Origin of the sequence: Methanosarcina sp. KYL-1 (assembly GCF_024372725.1) — an archaeon.
GTDB lineage: Archaea > Halobacteriota > Methanosarcinia > Methanosarcinales > Methanosarcinaceae > Methanosarcina.
Genome location: NZ_VOUA01000007.1, coordinates 50,302 through 63,500 on the forward strand (window position 1 = coordinate 50,302; position 13,199 = coordinate 63,500).

Genomic DNA, 13,199 nt, shown 5'->3' on the forward strand with positions numbered 1-13,199 from the left:
ACATTCCTTTTAATTCGATAGCTATCAGGTGCATTTAAAAATGACAGTCAATAGGCCAAGAGGGACCCGGGACTTTTTACCTGCCGATACTTCCCGGAGAAGGTACGTGGAAAGCGTCATGCGAAATGTTGCCCGTAACTGGGGTTACAGTGAGGTTATTACGCCCACGTTTGAACATCTGGACCTTTTCACCCTGAAGTCCGGGGAAGGGATCATAGGGGAACTCTACAACTTCACGGACAAAGGAGGCAGGGACATGACCCTCAGGCCCGAACTCACGGCACCTGTCATGCGCCTCTATGTAAACGAGCTCCAGTCCTTCCCAAAACCCCTCAAGTTGTTCTACTTCGAAAACTGCTTCCGCTACGAGCGGCCGCAGAAGGGCCGATTCAGGGAGTTCTGGCAGTTCGGGGTTGAGCTTATTGGAAGCGGGAAACCTGATTCTGATGCCGAAGTCATTGCCCTTGCCGAAGCCCTGCTTAAAGCTGCGGGCATCAGGGGCGAGATGAAGATCGGGAACCTTGCCGTTATCCGTACGCTTTTGAAGGGGCTTGAACCCGAGATCGTAAGCAAGATCATGAGGCTTGTGGACAAGAAAGAGTTTGCAGGCCTGGAAGCCGTGCTCGAAGAGATCGGGGCCGAAGAGAAACTGAAGGCCGACATCTTCAAGCTGATCAAACTGGAAGGCAGGTATATCCTCCCGGAGGTCAGGGAAATTGTAGGCAACATCCCTGAACTCGAAAGTTTTGAAAAGACCCTTACCCGTTTGGATACTTACGGCGTTGAGTACACCCTGGACTTCGGAATTGCCCGCGGGCTTGACTACTATACCGGTATGGTCTTTGAAGTCTACGGCGAAGGCCTGGGCGCCCAGAAGCAGGTCTGTGGAGGTGGCTCTTACCAGCTGATCCAGCTTTTCGGAGGAGGGGACGTTCCATCCACCGGTTTTGGGATCGGCTTTGACAGGATTATGGAAATCTGCGAGCTCGAACCCCCCGAACCGAAAAAACTGGTGATGGTCTCGAAGCCAGATACCCACCTGGACGCGATAAAGTTCGCAAGCAAGCTCAGGGAATACGTGCCTGTCCACATTGACCTGATGGAGCGCAACTTCAAGGCCCAGCTCTCCCTTGCAAACACAATCGATGCTGACTATGTGGTAATAGTCGGGGAAAAGGAACTCGAAGCCGGAAAACTCACCCTGAGGGACATGAAATCCGGAGAACAGGAACTTCTGACTCTTGATGAGATTATTAAAAAGGTTTCGCAGCAGTAAAGCTGCTTCTTTTTTTATTTTCCCAATTTTCTTTCTTTTTCTTATTTTTCTTCCTTTTTCTTATTTTTCTTCCTTTTTTTCCATTTTCTTCCTCTTTTTTCTCTTTTTTCCCAATTCTCTTCATTATTTATTGTCCCGAATTTCTATTTTAATTCAAGTTCGAATTATTTTGTGGATAACTTTTTATATTCTTACAGATTAACATTTCTTATTCCAACCTCGGAATTTTTCCTTTATTCGGGATATAGGGGATAGGTCTACGTCAGTGCAGGGTTTTGTTTCAAGAGATTCAATCGCAGCAGACGAGTCTGCAGTTTTCGGGCTTCCTTTCAGGTTCTCTGTGGCAGGCATCCTTTTTGCATTGCTCCTGCTGCTTTCCTCAGTTTCCATCTCTGACTTTCTGGATGGGGCAAAAGAAAGGGAGGCTCTGGCTGAGATCTCAAAGCTCACAGAAGCTGCCGAACAACTCTCGCTTCGGGGGGAAGGCAGTAAAGTAACTCTTGAGTTCAGGGTCCCTGAAGGTACGGCAGTGGGTTTTGGGGCTCTACCCGGAAAGGAAGGGCAGTGGCCGGAAGATGCGAATAATTATTATGTCAGCATTGAGGGGAGGATTAGCTCTTACTCAGCAGGTGCCTCCTTTTCGAATGCGGATCTGAGGGGGCCTGTGTTTTTCGGTTCTGGCCTGCACAGGCTGGTCCTTTCTACAGGAATCGAACCCGTTTCAGGAAGGCTTTTCGTGCTCGTTTCCGATTCCGGGGATCCGGAGGGGTTATGATAAAAAGAGCTGGCCGGGAAAGGGTTTCCATTCTTGGAGATGAAGGCCTTGTCGTTGAGTCAGGTCTGGTCGTTGAGTCAGGTCCGGTTGAGAAGGAATGTATGGTCAGGGAGAAACATCCGGGGCCTGGTATTCTGGGGGACGAGTCTGCCTGGGCTGATTTTCTGCTCTCGAAAGCAGCCCTTATCGTAGCAAGCATTGTCCTCTTTGCAGCCCTCTTTCACCTGGCTGCCGGTTTCGGAGCCCTTGAGGCCCGGGACCGGCTTGATTTCCTTGCCAGGGACTTCAAAGCTGCCGTTGACGGGGTAGGAACCATGAATTTTCCTGCGGAGCCTTCGGAAGCCGCCTATTCCTTTGAAGAAAATGAGGTGTTTCTGGCTTCCCCTTTCGAGAAAGGCATAGAAGTGTATGTTTCAGGGGAATATGTCCGGCTTGATGGCGAATTTGACGGAAAGGATTTGAGGGCGGTAAAACCCTTCGCTTTCAGGGTCCTGCCTTTCAATGAAACCTTGCTTCTGGAGAAACTTCTTTCCCGGTTCGGGGTAGAGGGAAGGGAAGAAAGTCCGCTGCCTGCAAATTACTCGGAGATTGAGGCATACCTTTCGGCCCTGGGGATGGAGGAAACTGTTCTGGATACGGACAAAACTATCTTCATAAAAAAGGAATTTATCTATGTGCAGGAAGGGGGGAAGGTTTCTGCCTTTGGGTGTGTCCTTGTCTATCAATGACCCGTTTGCAGCGGGCGTAAAATTGCTCAGGATTTTTAGAGTTTCCGGGTCCGGACTGATCAGGGATGAGAGGGGCGTACTTGAGCCGCAGGCCGACCTCCTTTCCACGGCGATTGCAGTTATGGGCTTTGTGGTTTTTGCAGCCCTGCTGTCCCAGGCATACCAGGGGTACGAAGACCGTTCCTTTACCCTGGAAAATTACGAAAGCGCTTCCCTTCTTGCCGGGAACCTGGCCGGGGATCCTGCCTTCAGGGGAGAACACCCTGACCTGCTCTCGGCTGAGGCCCTCGACGGGCTTTCGGGCCCTGAAGGGAAAACGGAACGAGAGCGGCTTTTTGCAGCTTTTTCCGGAAACTACGTTTTCCTTGTGGAAATCAGGACAGGGGACAGCAGGTGGGAGTGGAGGATTGTGCCGGATGATTCGGACCCGGGAATGTTTCTGGAAGGGAAGGACAGGGTTGCTGCCTCCGTGCCCGTAGTCATCGAGTTAAACCCCGCGGAATCGGTCCCCGGAACCTTTACTGTGGTGCTCTATGAATCTGGGTGGATCTAGGTAGATTTCTTTGAATCTGAGTACATTTCTTTGAACCTGGGATGATTTCTTTGAGAATGACTGAAATGAAAATAGATTCCCGCCTCGGGGTGAATTTCGGGGAAGGATGCTGTTCCGCTTATTCAACGGTCTTCGATGCCCTTTTTTTGCTTGTGCTGATCTCGCTTGCCGGCATTCTGCTCATGCCTTCCCTGCAGGCAGAGGAACAGTATGCTGCAGCCGGGTATGTGGCAGGTTCGGAACTTGACTCCTATCTTCTGGAGTCACTTCTCTCCTGCAAGCTGGAAGGCTTTGAGTATGAAATCTCCCCCTTTTCGGTGCTCGGGCTTCCCCTTCCTGAAAACTCTGTTGTTGAAAGCCCTGCAAAAACCCTTTTCGGAAAAGAACAGGGACACAGAACCTTTGCCGACCTGACGGCCGAAAACCTGGCTCTCTCCCTCAAGCTTTCAAATGATGGTTCATCCGTTTCCCTCAACCCTCTGGCTGCCGACTACTCCGACCGGACTTCGGAAGCTATTGGGGCCTACCTGGACAGAAAACTGGCCGGCAGGTTTTCCTACCATTTTGAGGCGTACTGGTATCCCGTGGAAGCTTTTCCCCTGGGAAGCGAACTCATTATAGGGGAGGAAGCGCCTGCGGGTGCAGTCAGGCAGAGTGTGAAGCTTTCCATGCCTCTTTATACGTCCACACCTTCGAGAGACCCTCTCTTTGTCTGTGTGAATGATTCCGTGCTTGAAGCAGCCCTTAATTCTTCCGATGAAGAGGCGGCCCGGACTCTCTCCGAGGCTTTTAATGCTTCCCTGGATGCCGCAGCCCTTGAAGGTGCGGGGACGGTTATAGGACTGCTTTTCCCTTCTGAATACACGGGGTCGGTTTTCGGGGAGGAGGCGGACGAGTCTTTCGAGACCCTGCTCTATGGCGTAAGGGAAGACTCAGGTACCGGAACTTCTCCGTCTCCCGAAGATGCGTTTGCAGGCTTCTTTGCGGGCCTGCTCGGAACCGGGTTCGAAATCGATCCGGAGTTCAGTCCTGAAAATATGTCTTCTTCCGATTTCCTGCTTCTTGAAGACTTGCTGGAAGCCTGTCTGGAAAAGGAGATAAGAGGAGAGCTTGAAGCCGAGTTTTCAGGTGAAATCAACGGCACGGTTTCCGCCATTCTTGAGGCTGAAGACTTTTCGGAAGCGCAGGCCCTCCGGGATGGCCAGGTCGAGTCTATCTACCGGCAGATAAATCCGGGAGGGGCACGAGTAGTCCTGAGCCTCTGGGAGCCTTTTGCATGAATATGCCTTTTGCACGACTGCCTTTTGCGTGCCCCTCCTTTGAAGGACTCACAATTTGAATAAACCTGCTCTTTGAATGAACCCTGAGGGGTGCCTTTCTCCCCTTGCGGGACTTCGGTTTTTTCTTCCCCTTTTAGAACGGGGCTGCTGCTGCTTTTATCTTTTTTCCCCAACACAAACTATATATCACATGTTGTGCTTGGTAGTGACGCTTTTACCGAAAAACCGCTTTTTCAGGAATCCTGTAAAAAGCCATACGGCAACTGTTGCCGTGACGGATTATATTATATATCTCCGATCGATGTGATTGGTCCGTTATAGTCGGTAAAGATATAACTTCATCCCGGATAGTTTTTCGTCCGGGCATCGATCAACTGATATCAGGAGAATGACCAATGGCAAAAATGCATACCAGAAGAAAAGGTAAATCCTGTGCCACCAGGCCCAACAGAACCGAGGCCCCCGAGTGGTGCAAGATGAGTGCAGAAGAGGTTACCACAGTTGTGCTGGACCTCTGGAAGCAGGGTGTCGCAACAGCGGAAATCGGGATGATCTTAAGGGACCGCTATGGTGTCCCCGATGCCAAGCTTGTAACCGGCAAGAAGATCACGACTATCCTTAAGGACAACAACGTCGCCCCGAGTGTCCCCGAAGACCTCTACAACCTTATCGTAAAGGCCCTCAATCTCAGGAAACACCTCTCAATCAACAAGAAGGATGTCCACAACAGGCGCTCCCTCCAGTTGACCGAGTCCAAGATCCGCAGGCTTGTTAAGTACTATCACCAGGAAAAGGTACTTCCGAAAGACTGGTTCTACAAGCCCGAGACCGCAGAAATGATGATTACCAGGTAAAACCTGGAAATCTTTTTTTCAAATTCTTTTTTTCAAAGGCTGGCTTGCCTTCCGGCAAACCTCCTTCTTTTTTTCTTTCGCTTTTTTATAAACGGTGTTTTTTTCTTTATATATGGCTGCCTGTGCAGCCCCATTCCAGGCTTTCTGGAACTATACACCGCATGCCTGCGATTTCTCCTATTACTACCGGCAGGCCGTATACATCTTCTATTACCCGGGGCGTGATAACCTCGGCCCCTCCATAGCTGTGAATTTTTCCTCCTTTTAGAAGGATGAACCTGTCTGCATACCTGAGGGCCTGGTTGAGGTCGTGCATCGTCATCACAGCAGCAATCCGGTGTTCATGGACTATCTGCCGGATAATTGCAAGGATTTCCACCTGATTCTTGAGGTCAAGGCTGCTAGTAGGCTCGTCAAGGAGGAGAACCTTCGGTTCCTGTACGAGCGAACGTGCAATTGCGACTTTCTGGAGTTCGCCTCCGCTCATTTCATCTATGTAGGCCAGGCGCAGTTTTTCCATCGAAAGTAAACGGAAAACCGAATCTACGATCTTCAGGTCCTTTTCGCTTATATCCCATTTGATGTGAGGCCGCCTCCCGAGCAGGACTGCATCAAAAGCTGTCAGCCTCCCGGTTTCCACGCGCTGGGGAACATAACCTATCTTGCGTGCGATCTCCATCATTTCAAGCTCGAGGAGATTTTCCCCGTCGATATGTACGGCTCCTCCTTTTGGCTGGAGGATGCGGTTGAGGCACTTTAAAAGGGTGGTCTTGCCAACACCGTTCGGGCCGAGGATTACGACTATTTCCCCTTCCCCGATGTTGAAGGCTATCTCTTTGAGCACTTCCCGGTTCCTGTATAAAAACCGGAGTTCTTCTACGTTCAGGATCATCTTCGGTACCCCCTGAGAAGTAGATAAATAAAGGTAGGTGCTCCCATGAAAGCGGTGAGCACAGAGACAGGAAGCACATACGGTGCTACTATGAGCCTTGCGGCTGTATCCGATACAAGAAGGAGGATTCCTCCCATCAGGGCAGAGCCCGGGATCAGGAACCGCTGGTCATCTCCTATGACCCGCCTGACCATATGCGGACAGATTAGCCCCACAAACCCGATGACGCCGAGAAAAGCTACGATTACCGCCGAGACCAGAGCCGCAACGATCATGCCGATAAGCCTTATTCTCTCCACATTGACGCCGAGTCCCTTTGCTGTTTCATCTCCCGCATCGATGGCATTATAGTTCCAGCGGTTGGCTACAAAGAATAAGGTAGCCAGCAGGACTACTCCTGCCATAATCCCCAGTTCCGTCCAGTTCACTCTCCCTACGTCTCCAAAGGTCCAGAAAACAACGGCAGCAAGCTGGGTGTCGTCAGCAAAGTACTGCAGGAACATCGTCCCTGCTGTAAAGAGGGAAGAAAGCGCAACACCTGCAAGTACCATCACTTCTGGGGAAGCTCCCCTTATCCGGGAGATTATCAGGATTATCCCTGTGGCGAGGAGACAAAAGAGGAAAGCCGTCATAGTTGTCAGGTAGGGGTTGTTGATCGTTACCGCATTTGCAACAGTTGACTGCATCTTTCCTGTCCCGAGGAGGATCACCGAGACGGCAGCTCCGAAAGCTCCTGCATTCGAGATCCCCAGAGTAAATGGTGACCCGAGAGGATTGCGCAGGATCGACTGCATTATCACTCCTGTCACTGAAAGCCCAACTCCTGCAACTACCGCCGCAAGCGCCTGGGGGAGGCGGATGTTCCAGATGATTGCATCCCACTTGGTAGAGACGCTTTGTCCCAGCAAAGTTTGCATCACCTCGTAAGGGTGAATAGTTACAGCCCCAACAGAGATTGAGTACACAAACATAAAGAAGAGGAGGATGGTTCCTCCCAGGATACAGATGGACTTGTGCCGCACGTATCCGAGGTAATCCTCAGGGATTGCTCCGTCGTTAAAGTGCACTTCCTGATACCCTCCGTTTTACTTCGGAATCTGTCCAAAGCCCAGGTTATTGTATTGCTCATTCAGGTCTGAGAATACCGGTTCCCCCACAAAAAAGGTGTATATCTCATCTGCTCTGGCTTTCGGGTCAATATCTTCAAACCGGTCCGGATAGAGGACTTTCCCTACAAAGTAAGCGTTTCCAAGCACTGATTCGTAGTTTGTGTTGTAGTAGTTGTAGGGTATCACTCCGTAAATATTGCCATTCTTCACAACCGAGAGCCCTGTTAGTGATGGATCTGTCTTAAGTTCACTGGTGGCTCCGCCGTCACCCAGCTGGGTAGTGCCGATGTCTATGAAGATATATTCCGGGTCCCACTCAATGAGTTTTTCTTTGGCGATGTCGGCGTGATCCATGCCCATTCCTGCTGCAACGTTATCCGCATGTACCCAGAGGAACGGTGCGTATGCCGGCTCTGTGGAAATAATCCCGTGAGCTCCTGCATAACTCACCCCGCCTACATAGACATCCTTTTGTTCGGACTCGGGAATGTCTGCTGTCCGGCTGTCAAGGTCTTCCAGTGTCGTTTCGAAGTAAGCGATCACTTCTTCTGCCCTTTCCCCCTTTCCAACGACTTCTCCCATTAACCGGAGCGAACTGTACATATCAGCTTTATCCTCTTCGTTCCGCATAGACCCGTAGGGGAAGGCAACTACAGGAATACCGGTCTTTTCCTGGAGCTCGTCGGCATCCGCGATGCTGGCTGCAGGATCAACCGTCTCTACCTTGAGGATGACCTGCGGGCTGATTGCAATGATCTTCTCCGGGTCATCATTTCCTCTGAACTCGCCTATCAGGGGATAGTTCTTTAGCTGGGGATTTGCAAGGGCGTATGGACGACCTTCAATCTCTGAGTCCCTTGTCTCTATGCTGTCAACTCCGACTATAAGGTCCTGGGCCTGCAGGTATACGAGATAACGCAGGCACCCGGACCCGGAGCACACGACACTTTCAACATTTGCGGGTATGGTGACCGCCCTGCCAAATCCATCGGTGATCGTGACTTCTCCGGACTCTTCTGAAGTTGAACCTTCTTCCTGGACCGGTGCGGATTTGCTCGTGCACCCCGAGCTTACGACCAGGGCAACGATGAGCATTCCTATGAGAATGATGCTCGCTAATTTATTACGACAAAGTTTTTTCATAATACTTTCCTCTATTCTGATAGAGAAAAAGTATTACATAAAATTATCTAATTGTTCTTATCAACCCTTCTAATATCAACTGATTTTTAAAAAATATGTGATTAATTAAACTTTTCTTATCAATTCTTCTAATATCAACTGATTTTTGGAGAACCTGTTATTATCATAACTTCTCATAACATATTATAATTATTTGATGACTTTTCTCCCGGGTATTATATATAGCATCAAAAATTATTCAAGTATTAAATTGCAAACTTGCCAGGGGCTTTAGTTCAATAAGCAAATGATTGAACTTAGAACCGGATGAACAACCACTCATCAGGCCCGATTTTTCTGCATAACTAAAAAGACACTCTAATAATTTGGGTTAATTAAAAAACTTGGAATTAATATAATGAACTTTCCTAAAAAAAGTTTGAATAAGGAAGTTCGAATAAGGAAGTTTGAATAAGGAAGTTTGAATAAGGAAGTTTGAATAAGGAAGTTTGTAACAAAAAAGTTTGTAACAAAAAAGTTTGTAACAAAAAAGTTTGTAACAAAAAAGTTTGTAACAAAAAAGTTTGTAATAAAAAAGTGGAATCAGGTAAAAGGGGAGTAACCTGAATTTCAGTATTCAGGCTCAAGCCCATCTATCTGCGCAAATGCTTTATCCACTTCGGCTCCTTCTTCTACCCTCTGCTTTTTCGCTTTCTCATGGTGAATTGCCTGGACAGCCACATTGTAGAGTTTTTCGAGCTCATGGGCGGATTCCAGAGTGAGGACCGAGAGGACCTGGGGGTATTCCCCGTTACACACGACTATTCCTTTAAAGACATGCCCGACGGCTCCGGAAAGTTTTTCGATTTCCGTTGAGATGTCATCGATGCTTAAGTATTTTCGGTCGCCTTTTATGATGACCATTGCCCTGCTGGCTTCGTCGTAGACATCGGTGGAAAAGAGCAGACCTGAGGGGGAAAGGGCGTTCTGGATGGCGGTCTTGACAGGGAGTTCTTTTTCAGCCCTGAAAAAGCCAATGGTTGCAAGGCCTGCACCCCCGCTCATAACCGTCTTGAAGTCTCCGAGGTCCGTTACCATCATCATTTCGCTGTCCAGGGCATCAAGCAGGAAAAGGATGCGTTCGGCGATCATATCGTTGATGCCGTTATAGGCTTCCTGGATACTTCCTCCGATGTTTTTCAGGTACTGGTTGTCCGCAAGGATGATCCCATCCGCGCCACTTGCCCGGATGTCTTTGAGAGAAAAGGCTGCATTTTGCAGGTAGAGGGTCCCTTCTTCCCTGAAGGGGAGGACTACAATGCAGTAAACGGGATAATCATAGCGTTCTTTCATTTCTTTTACAAGAAGGGGGGTAAATGAAGAACCGGTGCCTCCGGATGCCGAGGTCAGTACAAAAGCAATGTCAAAACTGCCCCTTTCCTCGATCTGGCGCATGATCATTTCTTTTTTCTCGTCAAAGACCTGCTTTCCTATGTTCCTGTTAGCGCCGACTCCGTGAAGGTGAGGGATATGGATTCGGTCCTTCGCTTTTGTGAACCGCATCTCTTTTAAGTCATTGACAGCAGTGTTGATTGCAATGGTTTCCACCCGGCTTTTATACTTCTGCTTGGAATAAAATTTGGCAAGCTTGCCGCTTTTTCCCCCGCCGAAAGCGTGTTTGTTTATGGAATCCAGAATCCTGTTACCGCACTGCCCGTTTCCTATTACCAGTATGTTGAGCAAAAAACTCCTCCATTTTAGGTATGTTCGCCTTTCCCTGTCCGGGTTATTCACGGTTTTTTACAGCGCAAAGCCTGCAATTACCGGGCTTTATCCTTTGATAACTCCTGATAACTCTTCCTGATTATATATATTTAGTACTTGTATTCTCTGTGCTTTCTGTATACATGTACTCCCACGATTGCAAGGATCAGTATGGGGATTATATATACATATATCGGCTGTTCGAAGAGGAAATCTAACTTTCCTTTCATCACATAAATACTGGGGGTTGTCGCTTCGCCGGTTTCCTTGATGTTTGCGGCATCTCTCCCGTTATTGTACTCGTAAGAGAGCTCCGAGTTGATGCTGTAGGTGCCAATGTCATTTGCTTTCAGGGTGTACCTGAACTCCTTGTCATTGTTCGGCTGAAGCGTATCAATGTAGATCCTGGGGTTTCCGCCTACTACTTCAATGCCTTCGTCCCCTCCCATGTACTCGAGCCCATCGGGAACCTTGATGTCGAGGCGGACTGCCTGTGCAGGGGCATCACCTGTATTTTTCAGTATAACAGTTGAGGTTATTTTCCCGTTTCTTTCAACGGATAAAAGATCCACATTCATTGAAGCTTCAATACTTGCGCTCTGCTTATTTCCCTCGATTACGGTTATAGAGGGCATGTTCGAAGCGGACTGGTAGATCTGGTCAGCACTGTTGGTGTAACTCGCAGTGACCGCTTTAAGTTTGAAGGTTCCTGCTTCAGTTGCCTTTAACTTATATATATATACGAGGGTTTCAGGGGTCGATTTTTGGTACCCGATTTCCGGAATTGTACTTGAAATTTCGTATGTGGTTTCTTCCAGAATGAAATGTTCCTGCTTTGGATCGGTAAACAGGACATTTCTTGCAACATCGTTTCCGGTATTCTTTGCTTTTACCGTCACGGTTATACTTTCACCGATATTTACTTCGGACTTGTCCACATCTTTTGTAATTTCAAGGTCAGGGTCCCCTGCAAAGGTCGCCTCGGAATGGCCTCCGTCGACGACTTCGTTTACATAGAGGTCTCCCATGTTGTAGTTGGACATCGTGATCTCAACGGTGGCCCTGGGAAGGACGCTTCCTGAGTGTACGGATTTCAGGCGCATCTGGATTTCACCCTCATCCCCAAACTCAAACTCAACGCTTTCATTTATATCGAGCAGGCCGTCCTCGATCAACTTGCTCCTTTCGTACACGTAGTAAGAGGCGGTATTCGCTTCCACGAAGACGTCCGTAATTTCGATCACGTAGTTGTTAAGCTGGTATCCGTCTCCTTCTTCAATATCCCCGTCATATATTTCGGTTCTTGCTGAAGCTGCGCTGCCAAGCATCAACAGGATAAGAAACGCACACAAAACAGGTATATGGATCCTTTTTAGTTTCACTTCTGCTACCTCAAAGACCTGATAAAAAGAGCTATTTACGGCAGGTTTTTCTCCTCTTAATATTTTTCCGGTTCGTGACCTTAAATATCTTCAACAAAACCAGATATAAAGTTTGTGATCTTTTCTCATTTTTTATTATATAATTCACATTTAACCTGGTTCCATTTTCTGATTTTATTGTGTTCTTTTATATTTTTATATTTTCTCTGCTCCTCTATATTCTGTTTCCCTTTTTTATTTTTTCGGTGTTTTGGAAGTCGAATCAAGAGAATGAATGTAAATTAAGGTAAATTAGAGTAAAAGGGAGGTAGATGAAGGCAAAATAGGTGAAATATGGGCAAAATAAGGATAAAAAAGGTTTTATTGGAAAATAAACCTTTTTAATTGCCTGAATCCACAATTTCCAGGCTTATGTCAATCCATCTGGATTTATGAATCAATGAACCCATGGATATGACATCCACACCTGTTTTTGCGTATTGTTCGAGGTTTTCGCGGGAAATCCCGCCGGAAGCTTCTATCAGAACAGAGTTCCGCAGCCCTTTTTCTTCGAGTATGCCGAGGGTGTTTCGGATTTCTTCCGGTTTCATGTTGTCGAGCATGATGATGTCTGCTCCCATTCCTGCGGCAAGGACCGCGTCTCCTGCAGACTCGACCTCTACCTCGATTTTTCGGGTGAAACTTGATTTTCGGGCTGCCCTGATTGCGGCTTCGATTCCCATCAGCTTTATGTGGTTGTCCTTAATCATGACCGCGTCCGAAAGGTTGAACCTGTGCGAGTCTCCTCCGCCGGCAATGACTGCTTTCTTTTCGAACTTTCTGATCCCGGGTGTGGTCTTCCGGGTACATGCTACTCTCGTGGTTTCCGAGTGCCTCCTGACAATGTCGACGCAGGCCTGCGTCTGGGTTGCAATCCCACTGAGGTGCCCGAGGAAGTTCAGGACAAGGCGTTCCGCCCTGAGGATGGAGACTGCTCCTCCCCTTAACCGGAAAATGATATCTCCTGCCTTGAGCCGGCTCCCGTCCTTCAGGTCGGTTTCGGCCTTAACTCCAAGGTAAGAACAGATTGCTGCAGCTTCCGTGATTCCGGAAACCGTACAGTCCTCTTTAGTGAAAATAACAGCTTCTGCAGGCCTGTCAGGTACAAGAGTACACGAAACATCGTCGTACCCCAGGTCTTCTTCTATGAAGCTTTCGATTTCCTTGATAAGCATGGTCTTTACCCTGGGTACTCTATGCTCCCCGGATTTATAAGGTGTGCGGGCGTTTCTGCTGTCAGGGGTTTTGTAGAAACGTTTGTAAGAGAGGGAATTAAGTTCTGGTAATAGAAAGTTTGCGAGAGGGGCAATAGAAGGTTTTAAGAGAGGGAATGGAATACAGTACCCCTTGTCCTCCGGGCTTGCAAAGCCAGGCACTGGAAAAAGTTGCAATAGATTAATGTACTTATTATTTTTCAGGAGTTTA

13 protein-coding genes are annotated in these 13,199 nt (G+C 48.2%); 6 read left to right on the forward strand and 7 right to left on the reverse strand.

The features are described 5' to 3' along the window. The first annotated feature begins 40 nt into the window (after positions 1-40). Positions 41-1,276 carry a histidine--tRNA ligase gene (hisS, locus tag FTO70_RS07245; RefSeq protein ID WP_255335078.1) on the forward strand — a complete coding sequence of 412 codons (1,236 nt, stop codon included), beginning with the start codon at positions 41-43 and terminating at the stop codon, positions 1,274-1,276. Here hisS and FTO70_RS07250 read toward each other — a convergent pair. Continuing rightward, on the reverse strand, positions 1,254-1,400 hold the full coding sequence (locus FTO70_RS07250; protein WP_255335079.1) for a hypothetical protein: 147 nt from the start codon (positions 1,398-1,400) through the stop codon (positions 1,254-1,256). The two genes, hisS and FTO70_RS07250, sit on opposite strands and share 23 nt — an antisense overlap. A gap of 141 nt (positions 1,401-1,541) precedes the next feature. On the opposite strand from FTO70_RS07250, the gene FTO70_RS07255 reads away from it, so the two are divergent. The 5 genes from FTO70_RS07255 (at position 1,542) to FTO70_RS07275 (ending at position 5,466) form a co-directional block, all read left to right on the forward strand. After that, the gene (locus FTO70_RS07255; protein WP_255335080.1) at positions 1,542-2,051 is read left to right on the forward strand and encodes a hypothetical protein; all 510 of its coding nucleotides are present in this window, start codon (positions 1,542-1,544) and stop codon (positions 2,049-2,051) included. Further along, positions 2,048-2,779, forward strand: coding sequence for a hypothetical protein (locus tag FTO70_RS07260; protein WP_255335081.1), 732 nt, complete (start codon positions 2,048-2,050; stop codon positions 2,777-2,779). Before FTO70_RS07255 ends, FTO70_RS07260 begins: the two co-directional genes overlap by 4 nt. Beyond that, a complete protein-coding gene (locus tag FTO70_RS07265) occupies positions 2,766-3,332 on the forward strand; it encodes a hypothetical protein (protein WP_255335082.1) in 567 nt (188 codons plus the stop codon). Before FTO70_RS07260 ends, FTO70_RS07265 begins: the two co-directional genes overlap by 14 nt. 56 nt (positions 3,333-3,388) lie before the next feature. Next, a complete protein-coding gene (locus tag FTO70_RS07270; protein ID WP_255335083.1) occupies positions 3,389-4,612 on the forward strand; it encodes a hypothetical protein in 1,224 nt (407 codons plus the stop codon). Positions 4,613-5,007: 395 nt separating this feature from the next. After that, positions 5,008-5,466, forward strand: coding sequence for a 30S ribosomal protein S15 (locus tag FTO70_RS07275; RefSeq protein ID WP_255335084.1), 459 nt, complete (start codon positions 5,008-5,010; stop codon positions 5,464-5,466). 106 nt (positions 5,467-5,572) lie between these two features. Here FTO70_RS07275 and FTO70_RS07280 read toward each other — a convergent pair whose 3' ends face one another. The 6 genes from FTO70_RS07280 to nadC all read right to left on the reverse strand — a co-directional run bounded on the left by FTO70_RS07280 (position 5,573) and on the right by nadC (position 12,949). Continuing rightward, complete coding sequence (locus FTO70_RS07280; RefSeq protein WP_255335085.1) at positions 5,573-6,358, reverse strand: ABC transporter ATP-binding protein; 786 nt, start codon at positions 6,356-6,358, stop codon at positions 5,573-5,575. After that, on the reverse strand, positions 6,355-7,425 hold the full coding sequence (locus FTO70_RS07285) for an iron ABC transporter permease (protein WP_255335086.1): 1,071 nt from the start codon (positions 7,423-7,425) through the stop codon (positions 6,355-6,357). Before FTO70_RS07285 ends, FTO70_RS07280 begins: the two co-directional genes overlap by 4 nt. Before the next feature lie 18 nt (positions 7,426-7,443). Then, positions 7,444-8,610, reverse strand: a complete 1,167-nt coding sequence (locus FTO70_RS07290; protein WP_255335087.1) for an iron ABC transporter substrate-binding protein — start codon at positions 8,608-8,610, stop codon at positions 7,444-7,446. A 609-nt stretch (positions 8,611-9,219) separates the two neighbouring features. Further along, the gene (locus tag FTO70_RS07295; RefSeq protein WP_255335088.1) at positions 9,220-10,332 is read right to left on the reverse strand and encodes a cell division protein FtsZ; all 1,113 of its coding nucleotides are present in this window, start codon (positions 10,330-10,332) and stop codon (positions 9,220-9,222) included. Positions 10,333-10,463: 131 nt separating this feature from the next. After that, complete coding sequence (locus tag FTO70_RS07300; RefSeq protein WP_255335089.1) at positions 10,464-11,735, reverse strand: BatD family protein; 1,272 nt, start codon at positions 11,733-11,735, stop codon at positions 10,464-10,466. A gap of 380 nt (positions 11,736-12,115) precedes the next feature. Continuing rightward, positions 12,116-12,949 (reverse strand): carboxylating nicotinate-nucleotide diphosphorylase, encoded by an 834-nt coding sequence (gene nadC / locus FTO70_RS07305; protein WP_255335186.1) that lies wholly within the window; start codon positions 12,947-12,949, stop codon positions 12,116-12,118. Between the last annotated feature and the right edge of the window lie 250 nt (positions 12,950-13,199).

Bases quoted from the DNA above. Each gene is read 5' to 3' on its own strand.
- FTO70_RS07280 (WP_255335085.1), bottom strand. From the start codon at position 6,358: ATGATCCTGAACGTAGAAGAACTCCGGTTTTTATACAGGAACCGGGAA.
- nadC (WP_255335186.1), bottom strand. From the start codon at position 12,949: ATGCTTATCAAGGAAATCGAAAGCTTCATAGAAGAAGACCTGGGGTAC.
- FTO70_RS07275 (WP_255335084.1), top strand. From the start codon at position 5,008: ATGGCAAAAATGCATACCAGAAGAAAAGGTAAATCCTGTGCCACCAGG.
- hisS (WP_255335078.1), top strand. From the start codon at position 41: ATGACAGTCAATAGGCCAAGAGGGACCCGGGACTTTTTACCTGCCGAT.
- FTO70_RS07270 (WP_255335083.1), top strand. From the start codon at position 3,389: ATGACTGAAATGAAAATAGATTCCCGCCTCGGGGTGAATTTCGGGGAA.
- FTO70_RS07260 (WP_255335081.1), top strand. From the start codon at position 2,048: ATGATAAAAAGAGCTGGCCGGGAAAGGGTTTCCATTCTTGGAGATGAA.
- FTO70_RS07290 (WP_255335087.1), bottom strand. From the start codon at position 8,610: ATGAAAAAACTTTGTCGTAATAAATTAGCGAGCATCATTCTCATAGGA.
- FTO70_RS07250 (WP_255335079.1), bottom strand. From the start codon at position 1,400: ATGAAGAGAATTGGGAAAAAAGAGAAAAAAGAGGAAGAAAATGGAAAA.